18 protein-coding genes are annotated in these 24,316 nt (G+C 31.5%); 8 read left to right on the plus strand and 10 right to left on the minus strand.

Annotation, left to right across the window (positions count from 1 at the left end; translation table 11 throughout):
* Positions 1-531, minus strand: a complete 531-nt coding sequence (locus tag SJY27_RS03420; protein ID WP_397446859.1) for a TlpA disulfide reductase family protein — start codon at positions 529-531, stop codon at positions 1-3.
* 116 nt (positions 532-647) lie between these two features.
* Complete coding sequence (locus tag SJY27_RS03425; protein ID WP_397446860.1) at positions 648-1,430, minus strand: S1/P1 nuclease; 783 nt, start codon at positions 1,428-1,430, stop codon at positions 648-650.
* Between the two features lie 124 nt (positions 1,431-1,554).
* Here SJY27_RS03425 and SJY27_RS03430 point away from each other — a divergent pair, with 124 nt between their 5' ends.
* From SJY27_RS03430 to SJY27_RS03465, 8 genes are all read left to right on the plus strand, one after another.
* Positions 1,555-2,415 (plus strand): SPFH domain-containing protein, encoded by an 861-nt coding sequence (locus SJY27_RS03430; RefSeq protein ID WP_397446861.1) that lies wholly within the window; start codon positions 1,555-1,557, stop codon positions 2,413-2,415.
* A gap of 207 nt (positions 2,416-2,622) precedes the next feature.
* On the plus strand, positions 2,623-3,129 hold the full coding sequence (locus SJY27_RS03435; RefSeq protein WP_397446862.1) for a hypothetical protein: 507 nt from the start codon (positions 2,623-2,625) through the stop codon (positions 3,127-3,129).
* Positions 3,126-4,046: an alpha/beta hydrolase gene (locus SJY27_RS03440; RefSeq protein WP_397446863.1), complete on the plus strand. Its 921-nt coding sequence runs from the start codon at positions 3,126-3,128 to the stop codon at positions 4,044-4,046. Before SJY27_RS03435 ends, SJY27_RS03440 begins: the two co-directional genes overlap by 4 nt.
* A gap of 17 nt (positions 4,047-4,063) precedes the next feature.
* A complete protein-coding gene (locus SJY27_RS03445) occupies positions 4,064-4,228 on the plus strand; it encodes an Arc family DNA binding domain-containing protein (RefSeq protein ID WP_081411166.1) in 165 nt (54 codons plus the stop codon).
* Positions 4,229-4,359: 131 nt separating this feature from the next.
* Entirely contained in the window at positions 4,360-7,593 is a 3,234-nt protein-coding gene (locus SJY27_RS03450; RefSeq protein WP_397446864.1) for a hypothetical protein, read from the plus strand.
* A 4-nt stretch (positions 7,594-7,597) separates the two neighbouring features.
* Positions 7,598-8,269 (plus strand): DUF2490 domain-containing protein, encoded by a 672-nt coding sequence (locus SJY27_RS03455; protein WP_397446865.1) that lies wholly within the window; start codon positions 7,598-7,600, stop codon positions 8,267-8,269.
* The gene (locus SJY27_RS03460; RefSeq protein WP_397446866.1) at positions 8,270-9,664 is read left to right on the plus strand and encodes a DUF819 domain-containing protein; all 1,395 of its coding nucleotides are present in this window, start codon (positions 8,270-8,272) and stop codon (positions 9,662-9,664) included.
* A gap of 68 nt (positions 9,665-9,732) precedes the next feature.
* The gene (locus SJY27_RS03465) at positions 9,733-10,437 is read left to right on the plus strand and encodes a DUF4369 domain-containing protein (protein WP_397446867.1); all 705 of its coding nucleotides are present in this window, start codon (positions 9,733-9,735) and stop codon (positions 10,435-10,437) included.
* 94 nt (positions 10,438-10,531) lie between these two features.
* On the opposite strand, the gene SJY27_RS03470 is transcribed toward SJY27_RS03465, so the two are convergent.
* The 8 genes from SJY27_RS03470 to SJY27_RS03505 all read right to left on the minus strand — a co-directional run bounded on the left by SJY27_RS03470 (position 10,532) and on the right by SJY27_RS03505 (position 24,308).
* Positions 10,532-12,334 (minus strand): T9SS type A sorting domain-containing protein, encoded by a 1,803-nt coding sequence (locus SJY27_RS03470; RefSeq protein WP_397446868.1) that lies wholly within the window; start codon positions 12,332-12,334, stop codon positions 10,532-10,534.
* A gap of 331 nt (positions 12,335-12,665) precedes the next feature.
* Positions 12,666-13,580 (minus strand): glycosyl hydrolase family 17 protein, encoded by a 915-nt coding sequence (locus SJY27_RS03475; protein WP_397446869.1) that lies wholly within the window; start codon positions 13,578-13,580, stop codon positions 12,666-12,668.
* Positions 13,581-13,600: 20 nt separating this feature from the next.
* Positions 13,601-15,169 (minus strand): MFS transporter, encoded by a 1,569-nt coding sequence (locus tag SJY27_RS03480; RefSeq protein WP_397446870.1) that lies wholly within the window; start codon positions 15,167-15,169, stop codon positions 13,601-13,603.
* Positions 15,170-15,191: 22 nt separating this feature from the next.
* Positions 15,192-16,694, minus strand: coding sequence for a glycoside hydrolase family 30 beta sandwich domain-containing protein (locus tag SJY27_RS03485; RefSeq protein ID WP_397446871.1), 1,503 nt, complete (start codon positions 16,692-16,694; stop codon positions 15,192-15,194).
* Positions 16,695-16,703: 9 nt separating this feature from the next.
* Entirely contained in the window at positions 16,704-17,987 is a 1,284-nt protein-coding gene (locus SJY27_RS03490) for a glycosyl hydrolase family 17 protein (RefSeq protein WP_397446872.1), read from the minus strand.
* A 53-nt stretch (positions 17,988-18,040) separates the two neighbouring features.
* A complete protein-coding gene (locus tag SJY27_RS03495) occupies positions 18,041-19,774 on the minus strand; it encodes a glycoside hydrolase family 3 protein (RefSeq protein WP_397446873.1) in 1,734 nt (577 codons plus the stop codon).
* A 74-nt stretch (positions 19,775-19,848) separates the two neighbouring features.
* Complete coding sequence (locus SJY27_RS03500) at positions 19,849-23,304, minus strand: hypothetical protein (RefSeq protein WP_397446874.1); 3,456 nt, start codon at positions 23,302-23,304, stop codon at positions 19,849-19,851.
* A 146-nt stretch (positions 23,305-23,450) separates the two neighbouring features.
* Positions 23,451-24,308, minus strand: coding sequence for a PKD domain-containing protein (locus tag SJY27_RS03505; protein ID WP_397446875.1), 858 nt, complete (start codon positions 24,306-24,308; stop codon positions 23,451-23,453).
* Between the last annotated feature and the right edge of the window lie 8 nt (positions 24,309-24,316).

The raw sequence follows: 24,316 nt of genomic DNA on the forward strand, positions 1-24,316 counted from the left end.
TTAAGGATTTAAAAATGTTTTTAATTCGTTTTCTAATGTTTCATAATCGAAAGATTGCTCATAAAACTTTCTTTTATTTTTGTTATAAATAATGGTAGCAGGCAAAGCACCACTCCAACTTTTATCAATAGCTTGTATCCAATAATTTTCATTTACATCATCAAAATGCACCACTTTAGAAGCTATTTTTTTTCTTTGGATAAATGGAATTAGTTTTTTTTCAACTTGTTTAGGAAAATCTAAACTCACCAATAAAACCTCTACATTCTTATTAGAATATTGTTTATTTATCTTCTCAAAATAAGGCAATTCTTTTACACATGGTGCACACCAAGTTGCCCAAAAGTTAATTACATATGTTTTTTCATCTTCTTTTTCTAAAAAAGGTTTCAATTGCTTGTAATTATAGGTTGGTACAGAAATATTTTTTTCTGATTTATCTGTAATGTTGGTTGCATTCGTTTTAGAAGCCTCTTTTTTACAAGATAAAATCAACATAAAAAATGCGATTATAAAAACTGATTTTTTCATATTATAAAATTACATTAATTTAAAATGATGTAAAACATAATTAACGCATTATTAACAAAAAAGTTCTCTTAAACTACATTAAGAGAACTTATTTTTAAAAATTGATTATCAATGTATTAATCAAAAATATCATTCAATACTTTTGCTAAACGAATTCCGCTTTTTTGTAACTGAGTTCTTACAATTCCAAAATAATCAAATGAGTATCGATAACGTAAATTTTCGCCAACTTTTACAGAACTATATACCTTTTTGGTAGTTTTGTGAACTTCATTTACCCAATCTATAACAGAGCCTTTTTGCAAAGCTTCAATCTGTTTTTTAGATAAATGTTCTGCATTGTCTGCTAAATCTGTATAACTCATCTTATAATCATCTATCATTTTACTGTCCCAAACACTGTGTAAATTAGTTCCTTTTCCAAACCATTGCACCTGCACATCGTTACCACCTTTGTCTTCTTTACGCCCAACATGCATAGGTTGATGTAAATCGCCTATAAAATGTACCAATAACTTTAAATGAAATGCTTTTTCTTCAACAGAACTGGTTTGATCTTTTAACACTTTTACACAAGTATCAATTCCTGTTACTAAATCTCCTTTCGGATTTTTTTCAGCCTCTTCATAAGTTTCATCTAAATCCATATTCACATAATGCCAAGAATAATATTTACTATAAGCACTATCTGATTTTATTTCATCTGCAAATGTTGATACAAAAGCTAAACTTTGCCCATTTAATAGTTTATCTATCTTCTTTTTGGCTCTTTTAGTTAAATGCTTTTCAGCTATTTTACCAGTAACTCTATGCCCATTCTTACCCCAAAAATCAATCTTGTTATTAGTAGGATTTAAAAGAAAAAAGAGAGGTGCAAACATTAATATTTTTAGTTTCATCTGTTTTGTTTTTGTTTTATTGTATTGCAAAACTATAAAATAATTGCTCAGAAATTTTGGAAAATCATAAAAAAATAATATATCTTTGTGATATCATTTTAATATCATTTTAAATTCAAGTCAAATGAAATCAGAAAAAATTATTAAACCAGCTAATGGTTACTTAATGTTAGTAATTGTTTTAGCGGCATTTGTTGGAAGCATTCTAATATCTATCCAACAAGAAAATTCAATGTATATCATTATTAGTGCACTTAGTTTTATTGGTTTTTTTGGTTTTATTTTAGTAAACCCAAATACCTCTAAAGTAATTTTACTGTTTGGTAAATATGTAGGTACCATAAAAGCGAATGGTTTATACTGGGCAAATCCGTTTTACACCAAAAAGAAAATATCGTTAAGAGCGAGTAATTTTGATAGTGAGCGTTTAAAAGTAAACGATAAATTAGGGAATCCTGTAATGATTTCTACCATTTTAGTTTGGCGAGTTACCAACACTTATAAAGCTGCTTTTGATGTAGATAATTACGAAAATTTTGTACGCGTGCAAACAGATGCTGCTGTGCGTAAATTGGCAAGTATGTACCCATATGATAACTTTGCTGATGAAGGTGTAGATGAAGATATTACTTTACGATCTAGCGTAAATGAAGTTTCTGAGGCGTTAGAAAAAGAGTTGGAAGAACGTTTGGCAATTGCTGGAATAGAAGTTTTAGAAGCTAGAATTGGTTATTTGGCTTATGCTCAAGAAATTGCTTCTGCAATGTTAAAAAGACAGCAAGCAACTGCAATTGTTGCTGCAAGACATAAAATTGTGCAAGGAGCTGTAGAAATGGTAGAAATGGCTTTAGATGAGTTAAATAAAAAAGATATTGTTGAGTTAGATGAAGAGCGTAAAGCTGCTATGGTTAGTAATTTATTAGTAATTCTTTGTGGAGATAAAGAAGCGTCTCCTGTTGTAAATGCAGGAACTTTGAGTCACTAGTTAGTTGTTAGTTGTTAGCAAAAAAATAAGTTCAAAATTAATTATAGAAATGAAAGAGTATAAAGTAGTAACCCTTAAATTGGGATTAAGAAATAGAGACAAAAAACTAGAAGATATACTCAACTAATATGCCAGAGAAGGTTGGTTTTATAAAAACATACCTCATGGTTGGAATTCAATGATTCTAGAAAGAGACAAAAACAGATAATGAAAGTTTTTAAAGAAGAGCAACGTTTTACTCAATTATGGCTTATTGTTTTAATAGCCCTAAGCATTATGGTGCCAATTGGCATTATGGTAAAAGAATTTTCAAAAGAAAATACAAGCTTAACAACAAATCAATTTGTATTAACTTTGTTAGGTATTTTAGCTTCTGCACTTTTTATTTTCACTTTTAAATTAACCACAAGAATTGATGAAAAAGGAATTTACTATCAATTTTTTCCTTTTCATTTTAAATTAAAGTTGATTTCTTGGAGTATGGTTTCTAAAGCTTATGTTCGCATTTACGATCCTATAGGAGAATATGGTGGTTGGGGTTTAAAAGGTGGTGCTCTTTGGAACAAAAACAAAGGGAAAGCCATAAACGTTTCTGGTGATATTGGCATTCAATTAGAACTCAAAACAGGAAAAAAATTATTAATTGGTACTCAAAAAAAAGAAGAAGCCAATAGGGTTTTAGAGACATATAAATCTAAGATAGAAAAACGATGATACGTATTTTAAGTTACTTAATAATAACCATTTTTACAATTACTTATAGTTTAGCGCAAGTAAAAACCGAAGAAATATCCATAAACAATCAAGCTATTCAATTGCCAGGAACGTTATCCTACACTCAAGAAAAGTCGCCTTTAATCATCTGGGTTCACGGTTCTGGTGGCGTTGATAGAAATGGTAATCAACCACAATATATTAAACAATTTAGAGAAGCTATCAACAAAAATAATATTGCTTTTTTTAGTTATGATAAAAGAACTGCTAATCCTAAAAATGTAGCTTTCTTAAAAGAAGATGGTGTTTTAATTATCGACTTTATAAATGATGTAAAAGAAGTTGTAAATCATTTTAAAAATGATGATCGTTTTACGCAAATCATTTTAGTAGGTCATAGCCAAGGTTCTCTAATAGCAATGTTGGCCTTAGAAAATGTAGACAAATATATTTCTATTGCTGGTGCAGGAGAAACAATTGATAAAACATTGGTAAGACAAATTACAAAACAAAGCCCAATTTATGGAGCAATTACAGCAAAGTATTTGAAAGAATTAACAGAAACAGGTACAATTAAAGAAGTAGACCCTAATTTAATGTCACTTTTTGCACCTCAAAACCAACCTTTTTTAAGTTCATGGATAGCTTTAAATCCTGTTGAAGAAATCAAAAAAGTAACTATTCCAACATTATTAATTAATGGCGATAAAGATTTGCAAGTACAAGTTTTAGATGCAGAAAATCTTAAAAAAGGAAAACCTAATGCAAAATTGGTGATTATTAAAAACATGAATCATCTTTTAAAACATATTGAGAAAGAAGAAGATAATCTAAAATCTTATGCTTCTCCAGATTTTGCGCTATCTCAAGAAATTATTAATACAATTACAACTTTTGTACTAAAGTCTAACAACTAAAGACAAACGTATAAACTATGGCTAAAAAGAAAGCTTTCGCATTGCGAATAAATGAAGATATGATTAAAGCTATTGAAAAATGGGCTGCTGATGAATTCCGCTCTACAAACGGACAAATAGAATGGATGTTAATGCAGGCTTTAAAAGAAGCAAAACGCGAACCTAAAAAGAAAGAAGAATAATCTTTACAGTTTTAAAAGCGGTTTAAACCCCTTATATAAAACAAATCTGTTAAAATAAACGCTCAATTTTTATTGAGCGTTTTCTATTTTGTATATTGTTGGCTGTAATTCAAATCTTCAAATTAAACATAATGAAAAAATTATTTACACTACTTTTTTTATGCACTACTACCCTACTCTTTTCGCAAGAGTTTTCTATGGATTTAATAAAAAACATGAAACCTAGAAACATTGGTCCTGGAGGAATGTCTGGGCGTGTAACTTCTATTGATGTTGTAGAGTCCAATCCAGAAATAATGTACGTTGGTACTGCTTCTGGAGGAATCTGGAAATCTACTTCTGGAGGTATAAAATGGGAACCCATTTTCGAAAAAGAACTCACAGCTTCTATTGGCGCTGTTGCCATTCAACAATCTAACCCAAGTGTAATTTGGGCAGGAACTGGAGAAGGTAACCCAAGAAACAGTTTAAATGGTGGTTTTGGTATTTACAAATCTTTAGATGCTGGGAAAACTTGGCAAGCTATGGGTTTAGAAAAAACACGTCATATTCATAGAGTTATCATTCACCCAACAAATCCAGATATTGTTTATGTAGGTGCTATTGGAAGTCCTTGGGGAGAACACAAAGAAAGAGGTGTTTATAAAACAACTGATGGAGGAAAAACTTGGAAACAGATTTTATATAACAATGAAAAAACAGGTGCTGCAGATTTGATTATGGATCCAACAAATCCAAATAAAATCATTGCTGCAATGTGGGAACACAAACGTGATCCGTGGTTTTTTAATTCTGGTGGAAAAGGTTCTGGATTATACATTACACACGATGGAGGAGAAAACTGGAAAAAAATTACTGAAAAAGAAGGTTTCCCAAAAGGAGATTTAGGTAGAATTGGTGTGGCAATTGCACCAAGTGAACCGAATACAATTTATGCTTTGGTAGAAGCCAAAAAGAATGCTTTATATAAAAGTACAGATGGTGGTTTTAAATGGAAAAAAATAAATGACAAACCCGGAATTGGAAATCGTCCTTTTTACTATTCAGAAATCTATGTAGATCCTCAGAACGAAAACAGAGTGTATACCGTTTTTACCTATGTAAATGTTTCTCAAGATGGAGGGAAAAACTTCTCTCAATTAATGCCAGCTTATGGAGTTGATAATGGAGTACATCCAGATCATCACGCTTGGTGGATTCATCCAAAGAATGGTAAATTTATGATTGATGGAAATGATGGTGGATTAAATATTACCAAAGATGGTGGAAAAAACTGGAGATTTATTGGCAATATTCCTGTTGCTCAATTTTATCACATAAATGTGGATAATGAATTTCCTTATAACGTATATGGAGGAATGCAAGACAATGGTTCTTGGAGAGGGCCAGCTTATGTTTGGAAAGCACAAGGAATTAGAAATAGTTACTGGCAAGAAATATCTTTTGGTGATGGTTTTGATGTTGTACCAGATAAAGACGATTCTAGGTATGGATGGTCTATGAGTCAGCAAGGTTCTGTGGTTCGTTATGATTATCAAACAGGTAATAATTATTCTGTAAAACCAACACATAAAGACCCGAATGTAAAACTGCGTTTCAATTGGAATGCTGCCATAAATATGGATCCTTTTGATAATAATACGCTGTATTTTGGAAGTCAGTTTGTGCATAAATCTACAGACAAAGGGTTGACTTGGGAAGTGATTTCACCTGATTTATCCACCAACGATCCAGAAAAATTAAAACAAGCAGAAAGTGGTGGTTTAACTATGGATGCAACTGGTGCCGAAAATCATTGTACAGTTTTAGTAATAGAACCAACTGTTTTAGAAAAAGACGTTTTATGGGCTGCTACTGATGATGGTCAAGTACACATCACCAAAAACGGTGGAGAAACTTGGACAAACGTTGCAAAAAACATCAAAGATTTACCAGCAAATAGTTGGATTACGCAAATTAAAGCCTCTAACAAAAATAAAGGCGAAGCTTTGTTAATTGCGAATGATTACAGACGTTTTAATTATACACCTTACGCTTATAGAACTAAAAACTATGGAAAAACTTGGGAACGTATTGTAGATGAAAATGATGTACAATCTTATACTTTATGTATTATTGAAGATCCTGAAAATGCAAATTTATTATTTTTAGGTACAGATGATGGTTTATATATTTCTATGGATGCTGGAAACAAATGGACAAAATGGACCAATGGTTTCCCAACTGTGCCTGTAAAAGATTTGGTAATTCACCCGAGAGAAAACGATTTAATCATTGGTACTTTTGGACGTGCAGCTTGGGTTTTAGACGATATCAGACCTTTAAGAGCGATGGCTAAAGGCAATGTAACCTCAAAGAAATTGGCATTATTTTCACCTCCCACAGCATATCAAGCAGCAACACAACAACCAACAGGCAGCAGATTTGGCGCAGATGCTTTGTATCAAGGAGAAAATAGAAATGGTGGTGCTAGTATTTCTTATTTCATTACAAGGGACTTAAGTCCTTTGAAAACGATAGAAAAGAAGTCGAAAAAATCTAAAAAGAATGATGAGGCCCTAAAACAAGTTCAAAGTGACAAAAAAGTAAAATATGATTCTATTAAATTAGAAATTTTTGATGGTGATAGACAAATTAGAACTTTAAAATTTAAAGCTCCAAAAGAAAGTGGTATTCATAAAACCACCTGGTATTTGAGAGAAAAAGGTGTTGATAGACCATCAAGAAGAATTCGAAAATCAACAAGAGAACCTGGTGGTGTTACTGTAAAACCTGGCACATATCGTTTAAAAATGACCTTTGGTGATGCAGTTGCTGAACAAACCATAAAGGTTGAATTCGACCCAAGATTACAAATTTCTGATGCAGCCATCAATCAAAAATATGAGGCTAGTAAAGAGCTTGAAAGCTATCAAGAAAAAATGGCAAATATTGTAAAACAATTGGTAGCAAGTAAAAATACAGCGAGTCAAATACAAAAAAAGCTTAAAACATCAGATGCTGAATTAAGTTCAGCGCAAAAAAAATATAAAGACGAAATAAAAGCATCAACAAAAATCATCAAAAAAATTGATACTTTAATGGCTTTATATTTGGGTACTATTGATAAAAGACAAGGTATTACTAGAAATCCAGAAATTACCGTAAGTCAGCGTTTTAGTCAAGCATCAAGGTACATTCGTTCACGTTTTGGAGAACAAACTGAAACCGAAAAGGTGTTAATGAATCAATTTAAAGAAGAGTTCAAAAAAGCGATTTCAGCTACCAATACTTTCTTTAATAACGATTGGATTGAATACAAAAAATCAGTAGAAAACATTCAAATTTCACCTTTTAAAGAAACTAAAATTTATTCTGCGAATTAATTATATGAAGCAAATTATAGTATTTTTGAGCTTGATTTTTATCTTTTTTAAAAGTCAAGCTCAAACTTCTTCTGAAAATAAATTAGGAACGTGGTATATGTACAATGGCTCGCATAAACTGTCAGAAAAATACTCCTTAAAAACGAGCTTTCACGTTCGATATTTCGAATTTATCACTGAGTATCAACAAGAAATTTATAGACTTGGCCTGAATTATAAAATCAATCCAAATTTTAATTTTACCTTAGGAAGCGTATATTCTATTACAGATAGTTCTTACAAAACAGACGCACCTGACTTGTATGAGTATCGATTTTATCAAGATTTAAACCTCAAAGACAATTGGGGAAATTTTGGTATAAAACACAGAGTAAGACTCGCACAACGCTTTAGAAGAAAAAATTTTGAAAATAAAACCACCCATAGAATTCGATATGGATTATTTTTAAGCTATCCTATTTCGCAAAAATTAACTACTTACGGTTTTAATGAAATTTTTATAAAATTTGCTACAAAAGCGTTTGGGCAAAACAGAACTGGTTTTGGATTTTTACAGAAGCTTACTAAACAAATAAAATTGAAACTTGGTTATATGCATACCCAGTTTAGTAACTCAAAATCGCATAGATTACAACTAGGCATCATTTTAAATACAAATCATATTAGAAATATATAAATGAATATCTCAGAAATAAACAACGACATTCCATTATTTGCCAATGACACTATTATTTTTGGTGTTTTGTGCGTACTATTGGCAGGTATTTTTTATACATCAACCTTAAAATCTTATCAAAAATTCTATAAAATTGTACCAGCACTTTTATTATGCTATTTTATTCCTTCAATATTTAGTTCACTAGGCATTATTGCAGATAAATGGATAGATGTTGATGCCACAATTACACATCTAAATTCATTGTATAATAATCTTACTAATGTTACAGATTTAAACTCTTTAAAAAAATACATTGCAACAAATAATATTGATAGTGCTGTGTATTCTAAATTTACAGGAAGCAGCAAATTATACTATGTTTCTTCTCGGTTTTTACTTCCAGCTTCACTAGTTTTACTCACTCTAAGTATCGATTTAAAGGGCGTTTTAAAGTTAGGACCAAAAGCATTAATTATGTTTTTAACAGCAACCATAGGAGTTATGATTGGTGGGCCAATTGCAATTTTATTTTTTAAATATGTGGCTCCAGATATTTTAGTACAAGTAGAAGGTACTGAACTTTGGAAAGGACTATCTACAGTTGCAGGAAGCTGGATTGGTGGTGGTGCAAACCAATTAGCGATGAAAGAACAATGGGAAGTTTCTGATAGTTTATTTAGCATAATGGCTGTTGTAGATGTTTTAGTAGCAGAAGTGTGGATGGCATTTTTATTAATAGGAGTTGCAAAATCTGATGCTATTGATCGTTGGTTTAAAGCTGATAATTCTTCTATCACTACTTTAAAAAACAAGATGGAAAAATTTACTTTAGAAACAGCTCGCATTCCTTCTTTTAATGATTTAATTATTTTATTAGGGATTGCATTTGGTGTGACTTCCATTGGGCATATTGTTGGTGATAATTTAGGAAGTTATATCGCTAATAATGTTCCTTTTTTAGTTGATTTTGGTTTGGGAAGTTCTTTTTTCTGGTTGATAATTTCTGCCACAACCATTGGTATTTTCTTATCGTTTACTAAAGCAAAAAATTATGAAGGTGCAGGCGCTAGTAAAATAGGTACCGTTTTTATTTACATTTTGGTAGCTTCAATTGGAATGAAAATGAACCTAAACGCCATTGTAGAAAATATAAGTTTGTTTGCCATTGGCTTTGTGTGGATGATTATTCACGTGGGATTATTATTTTTAGTAGCTAAAATTATAAAAGCACCTTATTTCTTTTTAGCTGTGGGCTCTAAAGCTAATATTGGTGGTGCAGCCTCTGCCCCAGTTGTTGCAGGTGCATTTCATCCATCTTTAGCTCCTGTTGGGGTTTTATTAGCAGTTTTAGGTTACGCATTAGGAACTTATGGTGCTTTCTTTTGTGCACTAATGATGAAATGGGTAAGTTAATTTTAAACTTTTTTTAGACTTTATCTTAATAAAGATGCATATTTGCATTCTTAATTTTAATAAAAAAAATGAAAAATATAATCACAATTTTAGCACTTTCTATCCTTCTATATTCATGTTCTTCAAAAAAAGATGGAAACATGATTGTTCAGGGTCAAATTAAAGGCTTAAAAAAAGGAAAATTATACCTACAAAAAATGAAAGATACTGTTTTAGTTTCTGTAGATTCTATTTCTTTGTTAGGTGATAACACTTTTAGATTGACGGATCAGGTAGACTCGCCTGTATTGTATTATTTAACTTTTGATGGAAACACTACCGATAAAAGAATTTTATTTTTTGGAGAGCAAGGTACCATCACTATTAATGATAATGTTGCGCAATTTGGATTCAATCCAGAGATTAATGGTTCTAAAAATCAAAAAATATTAGAGCAATATAATATGATGAGCAGAAAATTTCAAAATCAACGGTTAGAATTTATCAAAAAAGATTTTGATGCTAAAAGAGAAAAGAATCAAGATTTGATAACGCAATTAGAAAAAGATTATCAAAGGTTAGTGAAAAGAAGAGTTTTGTATACTACAAATTTTGCCCTCAATCATGCTGATTCTGAAGTTGCGCCTTACATTGGTTTAACAGAGATGTATGATGCTAGCTTACAAATGTTAGATACTGTAAATAAATCGCTTACTCCTAAGATAAAAGATTCTGAGTATGGTAAACGTTTTCAAGAGTATTTAAACAACATAAAAGCTAACGAAAATAAGTAATTTACAATTTTTAAATAGCAATTACCCTTTATTATATACATAAAAAATCCGAACATTGCTGTTCGGATTTTTGTTTTAATTGAGTTAATAAAATCTATTGTTTGATAAATTTTGCAGTACCTGCAGTACCATTAACATCGTATTTTACTAAGTAAATTCCAGAAGTTAAATTAGAAATATCTAAAGAAGCATTTGTTTTATTTACATTAACGCTCATTACTCTTTTACCTAATACATTAAAAACATCAGCTCTTTGAATAGTTTCTTTGGCAGAAATGTTTAATCTATCTGAAGCAGGGTTTGGATACATAGAGAAACCTAATAAGGCATTGTTTTCTACGCTTGCAGTTGCTGCTCTGTATGCATATAAGTTATCATACCAAACAGAATTTGCCATATTACTTGTAATACCAAATTCTTTAAAACCATCAAAACCTGCTAAATCTACAGCTACATCTACGCTTATCCATTTTCCAGCCTCCAAAGCTGGAGTAGTTCCAATATTAAGAAGAACTTCTTTAGCAGCTCCTCCTGGTTGTTGAACAAACTTTAAATTGAAAACAGAAGGTGTTACATCATATCCTGCTTCAATATAAATATCAACATGTAAATGTGTAAAAGCAGAAGCATCTATTCCATTATCTAAAACAATACCTTGACATCCATTTCCTTTGTAAGCGATGGTTGGGTTATTATCAATCATAACCTCTTCTATTGAATTAGAACCACACCAGCCAGCATCAAAATTAGCTGCAACATCAGTATAAGCGTCACTATATAATGAAATTACATCCCAAGCGTTTCTTGTTGGCGGCGTTGGAGCTGCTGTTGTTGGAGCTTCACCTGAATTATCAACTGGTTCTGTAGATAAACCTTTAAGGTTTTTTATATAAAAAACTCTACCATCTGGAGTACCATAAGCGTTAGCACCAGTATCCCAATTGATATGTAATGCAAAATCAGCATAATCTCCATTTGCTGGTACTTTACCATCCAAGCTTTGATCAAATGTAAACGTTAAAGTTTCCCACCCTGATCCAGTATGGTCCACAGAAGTAACTGAATCTGGAGCTCCATCAACACCTCCTTGTGCTTTTGGTGCGATTGTAATTGCTGTCGTTGAGTAAACATCTAATTGCATTGACAACTGGGTTGCGGCTGTTAATGTATAATTGCTTGTTAAAACAACATTTATACCTTGCCAAACTTCACCTGAACCATCAGTACTTGTTATTTTAACTACTTGAGTTGAAGCATCTGTAGGATCAGCGTCATAAGCTGCAGTTGTACCTCCAAAAGCATCTTCATATCCAGTACCATTAAATGATTCTAATAAATCATAAGTTGCAGGAGTTGCTGCAGCTAAACCTTTTAAATTTTTAATATAAAAAATCCTACCATCTGGTGCTCCAAACGCATTTCCAGCAGTATCCCAATTGATGTGAAGTGCAAAATCATTGTAATCACCATTAGCTGGAACTTTTCCATCCAAGCTTTTGTCGAAAGTAAAAGTTAAAGTTTCCCAACCGCTTCCTGTGTGATCTACAGAAGTAACTGAATCAGGAGCTCCTGACATACCACCTTGTGCTTTTGGTGCAATTGTTATCGCTGAAGTAGAATAAACATCTAATTGCATAGTTAGCTGTGTAGCAGAAGTTAATGTATAATTGCTCGTTAATGAAACATTTATACCTTGCCAAACTTCACCTGAACCATCAGTACTTGTTATTTTAACTACTTGAGTTGAAGCATCTGTAGGATCAGCGTCATAAGCTGCAGTTGTACCTCCAAAAGCATCTTCATATCCAGTACCATTAAATGATTCTAATAAATCATAAGTTTGTGAAAACCCTATTGATGTTATCAAAAGGGCAAATAATAATGTAATTTTTTTCATAATTGTTATATATTTAAAACGTTATACTACAATATTAACTCAATTGTGTACAATATTACCATTTAACACCACTACAAAAAACATACACAACTATTTATTTATAAAAAATTAACAAACCCTACACTACCAAAGGGTTTTAGGCAGTAAAAAACGATATTAAATTATTGAGAAAAATAGCTTTGTATTGGTAATGTATAGTACAAAAACAGTTTTGTATAGCCTCATTATTTAACAAATATCGGTTTGTAACAAAAAAAACTCTATAAATAAATAATTCATAGAGTTTTTTAAATAATATTATTGTAGCAATAATTTTATAACATAAAATTTATCAAAATTTTAAATTTTCATTCTTATCCCAAAGCCCCCAGTAAGCACCAACCACACCTTCTGCTCCAACTTTCCAAGATTCATCAAAAGATGAGAAATAGAAAATTTCTATATTATCTTTGTTGGTCCATGCCATTGCATTGATAAAATATTTCATGGCGTTTTCATTGTTAGAATGTGCAGCACCCAAACTTTCGCCTTGACTTGGCCATCCTGTTTCTGTAATAATAACTTTTTTACCTTTTGCAGCTTCTGTAGCTACATCAAACATTTTTTTCATGTGGTTTAATGAGTAATTTATTTCACACCCTTCCCAATAAGGATAGCAATTTGCTAAAATAACATCACAAGCCTCAGTTATTTTAGGTCTGTGTGCAAATTCGTAATAAGCATCTACATAACCTACAGGAATATTCATACCTTTTAAAGCCTCTTTAACTCTGTTGATATAAACTAACAATTCTTTTTCAGTTAAATCTTTACGATACATTACTTCATTACCTACAGCAGCTATATCTACACAACCTTCTTTAGCTAATTGAATTAATCCCTCAATTTCTTCTTCATTTTTATCTAAATCATCACCTAACCAAGCACCTACTAAGTTTTTAATTCCGTGTTTTTTTGCTATTCTTGGTATGTTTTCGTTTCCTTCTGTACAAGAAAAAGAACGAATCCATTGTGTGTGTGGTTTTAATAATTTTACTCTTCTTTCAACTTGTTTTTCAGTAATGGTATCTCCTGGTTCTTGCCCATCTTCATACATACTAAAACAAATTCCATGCATGCCTGCATTTAAAGTGTCTCTCCAAACTTTTACTAAATCCTCATTGGATTCATATTTACTAAAATCAACACCAGCAGTTTCTGAATAGTTTGCTTTTAGTTTAAAATGATGATCTTCTCTATATGACATTTTTTTAATTTTAAATTTTATTATAATTCCCCTCTTCGTTCTATTAAAGTCTCTTTTATTTCTTTTGCTCTGCTTTCACTTAAACTATACGTCCACATTACCCAAACTGCTAGTGCTGCTGTCCCAGCAGGAACTATAATGTCTGCAATTCTTAAATTATTCATGGTTTCTAGAGACTGTTCTGTTACGTTTGGATCAAAACCAACAATACTTAAAATAAGCCCACCTAATACTAGTGCCATAGATTGACCTATTTTTACCATCAACCAATAAATAGCACCAAAAGTACCTTCTTTTCTTGGCATTCCATTTTCTAGTTCATCTAAATCACAAACATCTGCAGTCATACTCATCATTAAGGTAAATAAACCTCCCATACCAAAAGCAAAAAACGGAATTGGTAAAAATATTAACCACGGCACTTCACTACCAGGATCTATACTAAACCAAGACATACCTACACTATCTAAAAATGGATTTATTGTACTAAATATAGAACTTACTCCAGCATTTAAAGTTTCGCCAAAACTTGTTTGATTAAATGTACTATTTAAATCTTTATCAAAGCCCCACCATTTTAAAATATAACCTATAATAGATATTATTGTAGAAATAATAAAAGCTTGACGTTTACCCCATTTACTAGCCATTTTACTAATAATTGGAATTACTATAAAAGCGGTAATCATTGCATTAATTGTATTAAACCAAGCTGGCCAAGTACCTGCCAGTTCGTAACTACCACTATACATGTAAAAAACAATAATAAAAACACCAAAAGCTGCCACTAACTGAAAACCATTAAATACTAAAAACGTTGCACCACACAACTTCATAAATGGTTTGTTTTTAGAGACTTGCTTAATACCTTCCCATAAATCAGTCATATTAGATGCTAAAGACTTAAAATTGATTTCTTTTCTGTTTTCCATATGAGCAGAGTCTATTCCTTTACAAAACAATGCTGGTAAAACACCAAAAACAACGCATAAACCACCAACTATGAGTGCCATTGTTCTAACACCTTCTGTTTGAGTATTGAAGGTATTTGAATCTGGAATAATAACATATAACCAAGGTACAATCATCCAAGCAATTTGGCCCATAGTATTAGAAAAAGCCATTATTTTTGTGCGCTCATTATAGTCTGATGTCATTTCATAACCTAAACCTACTAATGGAGTAGCAAACATTGTATTACCAATTAAAAACAATAACTGTAATACCATTACATGCCATATAATATAAGTTTGTGAAGCATCATCATCTATTTGCCACATTAAAAAGAAAAGAACACCACTTATAATTGCACCTATAAATATGTAAGGTCTTCTACGACCCCATTTCGATTTTGTATTGTCGGAAATAAAACCCATTATTGGGTCTGTTAAAGAATCAAATATTCTTGGCAAACCACCTAAAAGGCCTGCCCATAAAGGATCGACACCCCAAGCAGTAAGTAAAAAAAACTGAATAAAAACTCCAAGTGTGCCTGGTAAAATATTTAATATAAAATGACCTGCACCAAATGCAGATTTTTGACCAAATGGGACTTTGCCTCTTGAAGGAGTCGTAGATTGTGTTGACATTTATTGTTTGTTTATAGTTAGTTTAATTTACACTAGGAATAACAATGGTTTGTATTGCTTGACCTTGAATTCTTAAATTGACGCTTTTTGTATTCAATATTAATTGAATATTTTTAGCATTTTCTTTTTCATTAAAAAGCACTACTGCAATAGAACCGTCTGTATTTTCTGCAGCAGTTATCATAATATCTTCATCTTGATGTTTAACCTCAATCACTTTAGCTTCTGGTCTTATAAACTTGCTAAAATGAGCCATTGTGTAATATAAAGGTGTAAAATATACTTCATCTGTTTCAGGATTTACAATAACTGGGGCAATACACCAGTTTTTAAACCAATTTGGTCCTCCTTTGGTGTCTAAGACCATATTCCAATCTACCCAACCATCAACATAATTATTTAAACAACCAATAATATCTCTAGCATATCTATTTACAGGTGCATATTTTGGATGCATAGGTTTGTCTTTTTCTGGAGCCCAAGTATATCCCCAATCTGTTGCTTCTTTTTTCCAATACCAAGCATCATCTTTCCAAACAGGAACCTGAGCATCTATACAAGCTTCTGACTGAATTAAATATTTATTTGGTGCTTTTTGATGTGCATATTGCAATTCTTCTGGAAAATAATGAAAAGTACTTGCATACCAGTGAATAGCTGTTCCATCAAAATATTTAGAAGTCTCAGCGTTTTTATACTGCGAGTCTACCCATTCATTTAAATGTTCTCTGTTTTGATCGTAACCTAAAATCTTTACTTCTGGGTAATCTGCTCTTAGTTTTGGTCCTAAATGATTTACAACAAAATTGGTCATTTCATCTGGGGTATAATGCATACTCTCCCAATTATTACCATTACCTAGTGGTTCATTTTCTACAGTGAAACCCCAAATATCAATGCCTTCATTTTTATATGCAGTTACATATTTAGAGAAAAATAGTGCCCAAGTATCGTAGAATTCAGGTAACAATTTACCACCAACCCATTTTTTATTGTCTTTCATCCAAGGTGAGGCTGTCCAAGGTGAGGTTAAGATTTTAAAACCATCTTTAGAAACCGCCATTGCATCTTTTATCATTGGAATTATATCATCTTTGTCTTCTTCAATTGTAAAGTGTTTTAGTTCTTTATCACCTTCAACTGGTGCATATGAATATTGGCTTAGCGAAAAATCGCAAGAATTCATATGTGTTCTTGTTAAGGAATATTTTGCCCCACTTTCGCCAAAATAAGCTTCAATAATTGAATCTCTATTTTTTTTACTTAACTGATTTAATAAATATGCAGTTGATTCTGTAAAAGACCCTCCAAAGCCAGTAATGGTTTGTTTTTTCTGATTTGGTAATAAAGTTACTTGAACGGATTGATCTTGATTTTTATCCGAAGAATAATTATTTATTTTGGTTAAATTATTTCCGCTAGCGGATGTTTCATAAATGTCTATAACTAATTGTTCTTCTTTAGGAGTACAACTTATAATCATAATTGATAAAATTAAATAGGATAAGTAGTTCGTTGTTTTCATAATTCTTTTTTATCTTGGATAATCTGTATTCGGAACCAACACTGTTTTTAACAATGCTTCTTTATCGCCATTAAACGTTTTGGTGATGGTTTTACCTCCTCTTGTTAATCCTTTAAAAGTGCCATTATCTACCAAATCCCAAATTGGGTATTTTGCTTCGCCTTTTAAATTGATTAAACCAAAATGATTTTCTGAACCTAAAGGATTGCCTGCATCTTTCCATTGCTCATCAAAAGCCTCGAAATAAAAACAAGAAATACCTGCTTTATTTGTCCAATCTCTTAAATGCTTATAATACAACCCTTGTTTATACTGGTCTGTAGCTCTAGAGCCATTTACCCCATAATGTCCAGAAGATATTGTAGCCCAACCTGTTTCGCCTATATGAATGGTTTTGGTACTATCTATACTATGCACGTATTTTTTTACATCATTGTAATGCATTTTTGCAAAATTTAAAGCACGTAACATGGCTTTGTCTACTTTTTCTAAATCTGATAAATTATTTTCATCTTCTGGAACTTTCCAAAAACCAGGATTGTAGTGAGAATTGTGGTAGGCATAGGTATGCATAGAAACATAATCTACAGCTTTAATTAAATCTTCTAAATCTTTTACTTTATATACATCTTCTCCACCACCCCAAGAAGCAAAATCATCTGAACTAGTAATCCATAACTCTTTAGATAATTTACCTTCTTTTTTTAAGTTTTGTAAATGATTTACCCATTTTAAAATTACATTGGGTTGTACAAAGTAGCTTGTTGCCCATTTTACCATGGCTTCATTACCCACTGCAATTACCTTTACAATATCTGGATATTGATTTGCTAAGGCTACTGCCCTTGCAATTTCTCCTTCGTTTTGCGGACTTTCTACATTATGATCTGGTGCTTTATCTGTCCATGCATTTAAACAATCTATCCAAGCCCCTAACATTACGTACATTTCAAAATTAGCATCTTCTTTTTTTAGCTCAGAAATGGCTTTTAAAATATTTGATGCGTGTGGCAATTTTGGTTGCACATTATAGGTTCTTAAAATGCGAATACCCATGGCATGCATTATTTTTAAATCTTCTTTTAACTGAGGAATCGTGGGTTGTTTTTCCCTAGAATTCTCTCTATATCCTCCGTAAGAAATTGCTAAATAATTTGGATTACCCAAAATGTCTGCAGCTGTTAATTCTTTCTTTGTTTTCAAAACTGTATCTTCTTTTTTTTCTGATTTTACACATGATATCATAGAAACTAAGCAAACAACATAAAGAAATGATTGAAATTTATTTTTCATTTTTTTGTCTTATTTTATGATAAAATCTAATTTATTTTAAAACGATTCTATAGTTAATATTGTAATCCGTAACCTATTTTATATAAAGGTGTTATACTGTTATCCCAAAAATTGGGGCCATATTTACCTTTAAAATCTTCTATTGATTTTGGCCAAGAATGTGGTAATTTTCCTTTAAAATTATAATCGCCAAATAACACTTCTGCAACCCCATCACCTTCTGAACCTAACAACCAAGCTGCTACAAAAGCATCTGATTGATTAATTTGATTGGTAACTACCAAAGGCCTACCCGAAACTAAAACCACTACAGTTTTTATACCTTTTTCTTGGTAGGTTTTTATGTATTTTTGATGCTCTTCTTTGAGCGTTAATTCGAGCTGATTAGATTCGTGACCAATATCACCAAAAAACTCTGCATACGGATTTTCACCCACAACAATAATGGCAACATCTGCATCAAAATGATTTCCTGTTGCATCTTGGTCAAAAACAACATCACTTTTAGCGTGTTTTTTAATTCCGTCTAAAATAGTAGTAGCCCCTTTATAATTGCCTTTTGTTCCTTGCCAATTAATAGTCCAACCACCAGATTGTAAACCAGATGAATTGGCGTGTTCACCCACCACTACTATTTTTTTTGTTTCTTTTGATAAAGGAAGCGTTTTTTGTTGATTCTTTAACAATACTAAAGATTCTCTTACAGCTTGCTTTGCTACTTTACGATGCGCTGCTATACCAATTTTATCAACTAATGTTGGATCAGGAAAAGGATTATCAAATAAACCTAATCGAAATTTTTGACGCAAAATTCTTCGAACAGCATCATCAATTCTAGACATAGAAACAGCACTATCTTTAACGCCAGCCATTAATCCTTCTTGAAAATTGTTTAAATCTCCATCAACAGCCATAATTACATCTATACCTGCATTAATAACATCGATTCCATTAAAGCGCGAATAAGCTTTCCAGTCTGAAACTAAAATTCCGTTGAATTGCATGCCAACTTTTAAAGTATCTGTTAACAATGCTTTGTGATTGTGCATTGAAGTTTCTGTAATAGCGTTAAAAGAAGCCATTACAGCACCTACTTTTTCTTGAACAGCAACTTTGTAAGGAGCTAACAATAGTTTTTCGATTTCTTGAGCATTTAAGGAAGTATTGCCCCCTTCTACACCAAAATCTGTTGCGCCATCGCCTACAAAATGTTTTGCAGTTGCCATTACCGTTTTTGAATCGGATAAATTTCCTTGATGCCCTTTTACAGAAGCTTTGGTAAGTTTTTCAGTTAATGCTGTACTTTCTGAAAACGCCTCGTACACTCTGCCCCATTTTTCATTAAACGGAATTGCTATACAAGGTGAAAACACCCAATTAAAACCTGTGGCTTGACTTTCTAAAGCTGTAATTCTTGCTGCCTCTTCAACCAATTTTTCGTTAGCTGTGGCACCTAAACCAATATTATGAGGAAAAATAGTTGCCCCTTCATACGTGTTTTGCCCATGAACAGCATCAACTGCAAAAAGCAAAGGAATACCTAACCTTGTAGAAAGCGCCTTTTTTTGCAATGCCATAAATCTTTTTTGCCAATCTATAGCTGTTTCTCCTGGTGTTGGGCCTTGGGTATGAATTATTGATCCAATGAATTTTTCAGTAACATGTGCATCAGCAGATTCTTCAAAATGTCTTATTTGCGACATTTGTCCGATTTTTTCTTCTAAAGTCATTTGCTTTAAAAGAGCTTCTACTTTTTGTTCTATTTGCATTTCTTTACTTAATTTCATTTCATTTGTACAGGAAATCCATATCAATAAAAAACAGTATGCACTGTATTTTAACCTGTTATTTTTCATCAATCTTATTTTATAATCGATACTTTTATGTGGTTAATTTCGTTGGTTCTGTTAAATAATTTATTGCTAGTTTCTTTGTTTAAAGACAGTTGGCTAAATCCTTCATTTTTGTCATTATTATATACCACTTCTACATACTCGATATCTGACTTTGAGTAAATTATTGGCACTTGGCAATAGGTAAAACACAATTCATTTATACCAATATTCAAAGATTTTGTGTTACCCTCTACATCAACATAATAAAATGTTTGAGCAGCATTTAAAAACTCAACTTCTTTTAATAATCTAGGATTAAAAACAATAGTACCATTTTTTACAAATACACCCAACTCACCAAATCTGCTTAACAAATCTTCTTTTACTTGACCTGTCATACCTGGTTGTTGTGCGCCTTTTGTTGCAGGTGTATGCGAGTATGCATCTGTTGGAAAAGCCCCATACAATTCTGGTGATTTATGTACACCAACACCTGCATTAATTTCGTAATAATGATCTAATAATCTACCAATTACAGCTTCGTCTTCTTTTTGATTAATTGCTAATAAACAATTTTCTTGAGTTGCTAATAAAAGTTTAGAAACCATGTGCCAGTAAATAGAACCCAAACCTTCGTAACCAAAGAAAGTACCTGAACGACCTGTAAACGATTTATGGTCAAAAATTTCTTCGAAAACCGCCAATACATAATCTGTATCTTTAGCTACTGCCTCTGCATAAACTTCAGATAAACTTGATAATGCTTCTTTAACACTATTGGCATTGTTGAAATTTCCATTAAAATGATAATTTCCTAAAACATCTTTTTCTATGATTGTACTATTACCATCAACAACTAATTGTTGTAATAATGTAGAATTCTCAACTTTTTCTGCTAAAATATTATTTTTATCTGTAAATCTTGGTAGGTTTTTATTTGGATATAAAATATAACTGTATTGATCTGGTCTAAACAAAGCAGATGCTTTTAAACCATCTAACAAATCTAAAGCCTGCTGAGGTGTTAAATACCCCGAACTTAATGCAGCTACTTGGCCTTCTAACATTTCTGATAGATAAGAAATAGAAACTTCGTCGTTATTTTTTATCGTCATTAAATTATATGCATGATACATATTGTCAGCACGTTTATTGGCTGTAATACTATGATCTAAATAATTTTTAGTGATTGCAAAAAAGTGTAATAAAGAAGTTTTTGTGATTTCTGATTTTTGAGTTGAAAAACCATTTTTATATACCAATGCTCTGTATTTACTTGCGGGTTGGCCTAAACCATCTAAAACTCTTTTTCTTTCGTTATCGGTAACATTTCTTGATAAAATTGTAGCATTATCATCTAGTGTTTTTACCATATTATTAAACAGAGCAGCTACTTCATCAGAAATATGAATATTGCTTACTTCTGTATTTTCAACTACATTTTCAAAGAAATTGATAAATCTTCTTAAATAATATAAAGTTACCATAGAAACTCCATTACCAACCAATGCGTTGTTGGCATCATTCCATTCTGGCCTTTGGGTATTTAACCAAATACCACCTTCTGGAATAAAATTGGCTACTTTGGCTAAAACTGTAACCAATAACTTTTCTATTAAGTTTACTTTGTAAGGATTATTGTTTTTATCGGTTAATAAAGCACCATCTGCACCAATTGAGGCTCTTCTTTCATCAATTTTTTCTTGTAATCTGTGATCAAAATCAATGGTATCTTTTGAATTTTTTAGAATATCAGCATACGATTTTATTTTATAAGGCACATTTGCATAAACAAAAATATCATCATTAAATAATTCTGCTAATTTAGATGGATAATGATTTTCTATAAATTCTAAAAACTTTAGCAAATAGATAATTTGGTGGTCTCCCCAATAGCCAATATAAGACCATGGGTCATTTTCTTCGATAACCTCCCAGTCAAAACCATCTTTGGTAACTCTGTAAGGATTATATCCTTCAAAAGTAGTGGCATTTAAAAATTTGTGAATCATACTCTCTATAAATTGAGGATATGAGTGCGCTAATGTTTCCCAATTTTGAAAAATATCTCTCCAATTGCCTTCATAATCTAAAATTTTAGAGCCATCAACCTCACTTTTTGTATTGATTGAAAACTTGTTCCAAGGTCTACTTGGGTCTCCATGTCTTCTACTAAATTTTAAAGGTAAATACTCTAGGCACAGTCTTTTAAAGTCTTTATTTGCATCATTATCTGCTAAATCTTTAATAAACTGTAAGGTAAATTTTTCTGGTAATGCCTTTAACTCTTCTTTTTTACTTGCAAATAATTGCTTATTGGCTTTTGACAAATAGGTGTTAAAGTCATCTTTTTCTATGGTATAATTGTCATCAAAAATACCACCTCTCATAATATTAAAAAGCGTATTTGAAAAATGTCTTGTGTTGATTAATGCATCATTTGATAATTGTAAACCATCTGAAGCTGCTGCAAGATTGATTAAATTTTTGGTTCCGTTTGAAATACTTTGCTCTAAAAGAGCAGCTACATCTGTATCACTTTTAATTAATTCAGAAATACGAGTTACGTCAGAAACAGTTTGATTTACATTAGCAACTTGTAACCAAGATTTTGTGCTATTACCAGCTAAACCAATAGTTGTAGTTAAAATGTAGGCTCCTTTTTCTGCTTTCATATCTACTTCTTGTTCAACAGGAAACCCTCTTCTAAAGTTATTTAATTGAAGAGAAGACAATAAATAAGTTGGATTTTCTAAACCTAAAGACCAAACTATATTTGCTTTTAAAGCCTCACTAGGTTCTGCTTTATCAACAATAATAGCACTTAACGCATAAATACCTAAACCAGAATCTGCCTCTAATTCACATTTTTTGTAAGCATCTACTAAATTACTACGAATACCCTGAATATCTGAGCCCACACCATAAGGTAATAAATCTTGAAAACCATCTAGTAACGAAATATTTAAATGATCATTAGCATTATTTATTAAGGACGCTTTTCTAACAAAACCATATTCGTCACTAGAATTCCATTCGTATTTAAACGTGATGTTTAGATCTTCATTAATTTCTTCAAAAACAATTTTGTTTCCGTAAATGTTTTTGTAGATATTTCTTTTAATCTTATAGATTCCTGCTTGTCTTTCAGAAAATGGCTCCCACAGATAATTTTGATCGTTTTTAGAGATTTTAAAGATTGATTTACAACCTGTGGTTTCTGCTAATTCAGTTATTTTATCATCTGTATAATATGGGAACAAAGAATATTCTGCATTTTTACGTCCTGCTGTTAAGCCTCCATTACTAGAGATAAACATCCAATGATTGGAATCTGAAACGATAGTCATAAAAAATGGACGCATTAAATGGCTGTTCGAAATTTTATAAAAAGTTTCGTTATTTAATTGTACTAATTCTCCTTTAATTTTAGGAGTTGGATTATTTCCCTTTTTTTTGTTAGATAAGGTTGTTTGTGTCATTATAAATTATACTAAAACATATCTAAGAGAGACATGAAAAACAATGTTTTTATTTTAAAATTCTATAGCTATTTGTTTAAACTTAAATGTAATTTTATAAAAATTGAAAATAAATTGGGAGGCTAATTTTTAAATCCCAATTTTAGTTATAAAGGTTTTTGCGTTATGTCATCAAAATAGTAAATATCACCATCGCAAGGTGTATTTCTATCAAAATAAATTACCATATTTTTAAAAGTTCCTGTATTTATATCAGAAAAATCGAAAGTTAATTCTTGCCATTGGCCTACTTCTGTAATACTTGCCACTCTTTCTATAAATGGGTTATTATTCGGAAAAGGATTTTCTTCTAACAATAATGTTACATCAGCAACTTGTGTTTGCGCTAATACTTTTATCTTAAAAATTTTATTGGTCATTGTTGTAAAATCTAAAGGTGTGTTTAATACATAGCCTACACCAGACCAAGTTTCACAACCTCCTGTTTTATTGTACAAGAAAACATTACAACTAGCATTTACAGCATCTAATACTGGATTATTGACTACTGCACCACTAATGTTACCAAAAGCACTAAAGCCTGAATTTCCAATTGTGTTTAAAAATGTCCAATTTAAATCTCCATTAGCAGGGTCAATATTTTCCTCTGTTTCATCTACACAACCATCAATTATAAATGTTGTATTGGTAGTACTTGTTTCGCCTTTATCATTTGATGCAGTTAGTGTAACTGTATAAGTACCGTTAAAATATCTTTTTTCTGGATTAATTAAATTAGAGGTAGTACCATCACCTAAATCCCATTTGTAAGAAGTGGCATTTTCTGAAATATTAATAAATGTTACTGTTTTGCCTTCTTTAACTTTTGTAAATCTTGCTAAAACTGCAGTACCTATTTCTCCTGGATTTGTGATACCATCTTCGTTATCTTCACAAGATGTTATCAGTAAAAGTGACACTATTAAAAGTGAAAAAATGCTTCTATTTTTGATGATTTTTTTCATGATTTTTC

Source organism: Polaribacter sp. R77954, from assembly GCF_044595335.1.
Lineage (GTDB): Bacteria > Bacteroidota > Bacteroidia > Flavobacteriales > Flavobacteriaceae > Polaribacter.

Excerpts from the sequence above, each read along its gene's own strand:
- SJY27_RS03420 (WP_397446859.1), bottom strand. The coding sequence starts at position 531 with ATGAAAAAATCAGTTTTTATAATCGCATTTTTTATGTTGATTTTATCT.
- SJY27_RS03425 (WP_397446860.1), bottom strand. The coding sequence starts at position 1,430 with ATGAAACTAAAAATATTAATGTTTGCACCTCTCTTTTTTCTTTTAAAT.
- SJY27_RS03430 (WP_397446861.1), top strand. The coding sequence starts at position 1,555 with ATGAAATCAGAAAAAATTATTAAACCAGCTAATGGTTACTTAATGTTA.
- SJY27_RS03435 (WP_397446862.1), top strand. The coding sequence starts at position 2,623 with ATGAAAGTTTTTAAAGAAGAGCAACGTTTTACTCAATTATGGCTTATT.
- SJY27_RS03440 (WP_397446863.1), top strand. The coding sequence starts at position 3,126 with ATGATACGTATTTTAAGTTACTTAATAATAACCATTTTTACAATTACT.
- SJY27_RS03445 (WP_081411166.1), top strand. The coding sequence starts at position 4,064 with ATGGCTAAAAAGAAAGCTTTCGCATTGCGAATAAATGAAGATATGATT.
- SJY27_RS03450 (WP_397446864.1), top strand. The coding sequence starts at position 4,360 with ATGAAAAAATTATTTACACTACTTTTTTTATGCACTACTACCCTACTC.
- SJY27_RS03455 (WP_397446865.1), top strand. The coding sequence starts at position 7,598 with ATGAAGCAAATTATAGTATTTTTGAGCTTGATTTTTATCTTTTTTAAA.
- SJY27_RS03460 (WP_397446866.1), top strand. The coding sequence starts at position 8,270 with ATGAATATCTCAGAAATAAACAACGACATTCCATTATTTGCCAATGAC.
- SJY27_RS03465 (WP_397446867.1), top strand. The coding sequence starts at position 9,733 with ATGAAAAATATAATCACAATTTTAGCACTTTCTATCCTTCTATATTCA.
- SJY27_RS03470 (WP_397446868.1), bottom strand. The coding sequence starts at position 12,334 with ATGAAAAAAATTACATTATTATTTGCCCTTTTGATAACATCAATAGGG.
- SJY27_RS03475 (WP_397446869.1), bottom strand. The coding sequence starts at position 13,580 with ATGTCATATAGAGAAGATCATCATTTTAAACTAAAAGCAAACTATTCA.
- SJY27_RS03480 (WP_397446870.1), bottom strand. The coding sequence starts at position 15,169 with ATGTCAACACAATCTACGACTCCTTCAAGAGGCAAAGTCCCATTTGGT.
- SJY27_RS03485 (WP_397446871.1), bottom strand. The coding sequence starts at position 16,694 with ATGAAAACAACGAACTACTTATCCTATTTAATTTTATCAATTATGATT.
- SJY27_RS03490 (WP_397446872.1), bottom strand. The coding sequence starts at position 17,987 with ATGAAAAATAAATTTCAATCATTTCTTTATGTTGTTTGCTTAGTTTCT.
- SJY27_RS03495 (WP_397446873.1), bottom strand. The coding sequence starts at position 19,774 with ATGAAATTAAGTAAAGAAATGCAAATAGAACAAAAAGTAGAAGCTCTT.
- SJY27_RS03500 (WP_397446874.1), bottom strand. The coding sequence starts at position 23,304 with ATGACACAAACAACCTTATCTAACAAAAAAAAGGGAAATAATCCAACT.
- SJY27_RS03505 (WP_397446875.1), bottom strand. The coding sequence starts at position 24,308 with ATGAAAAAAATCATCAAAAATAGAAGCATTTTTTCACTTTTAATAGTG.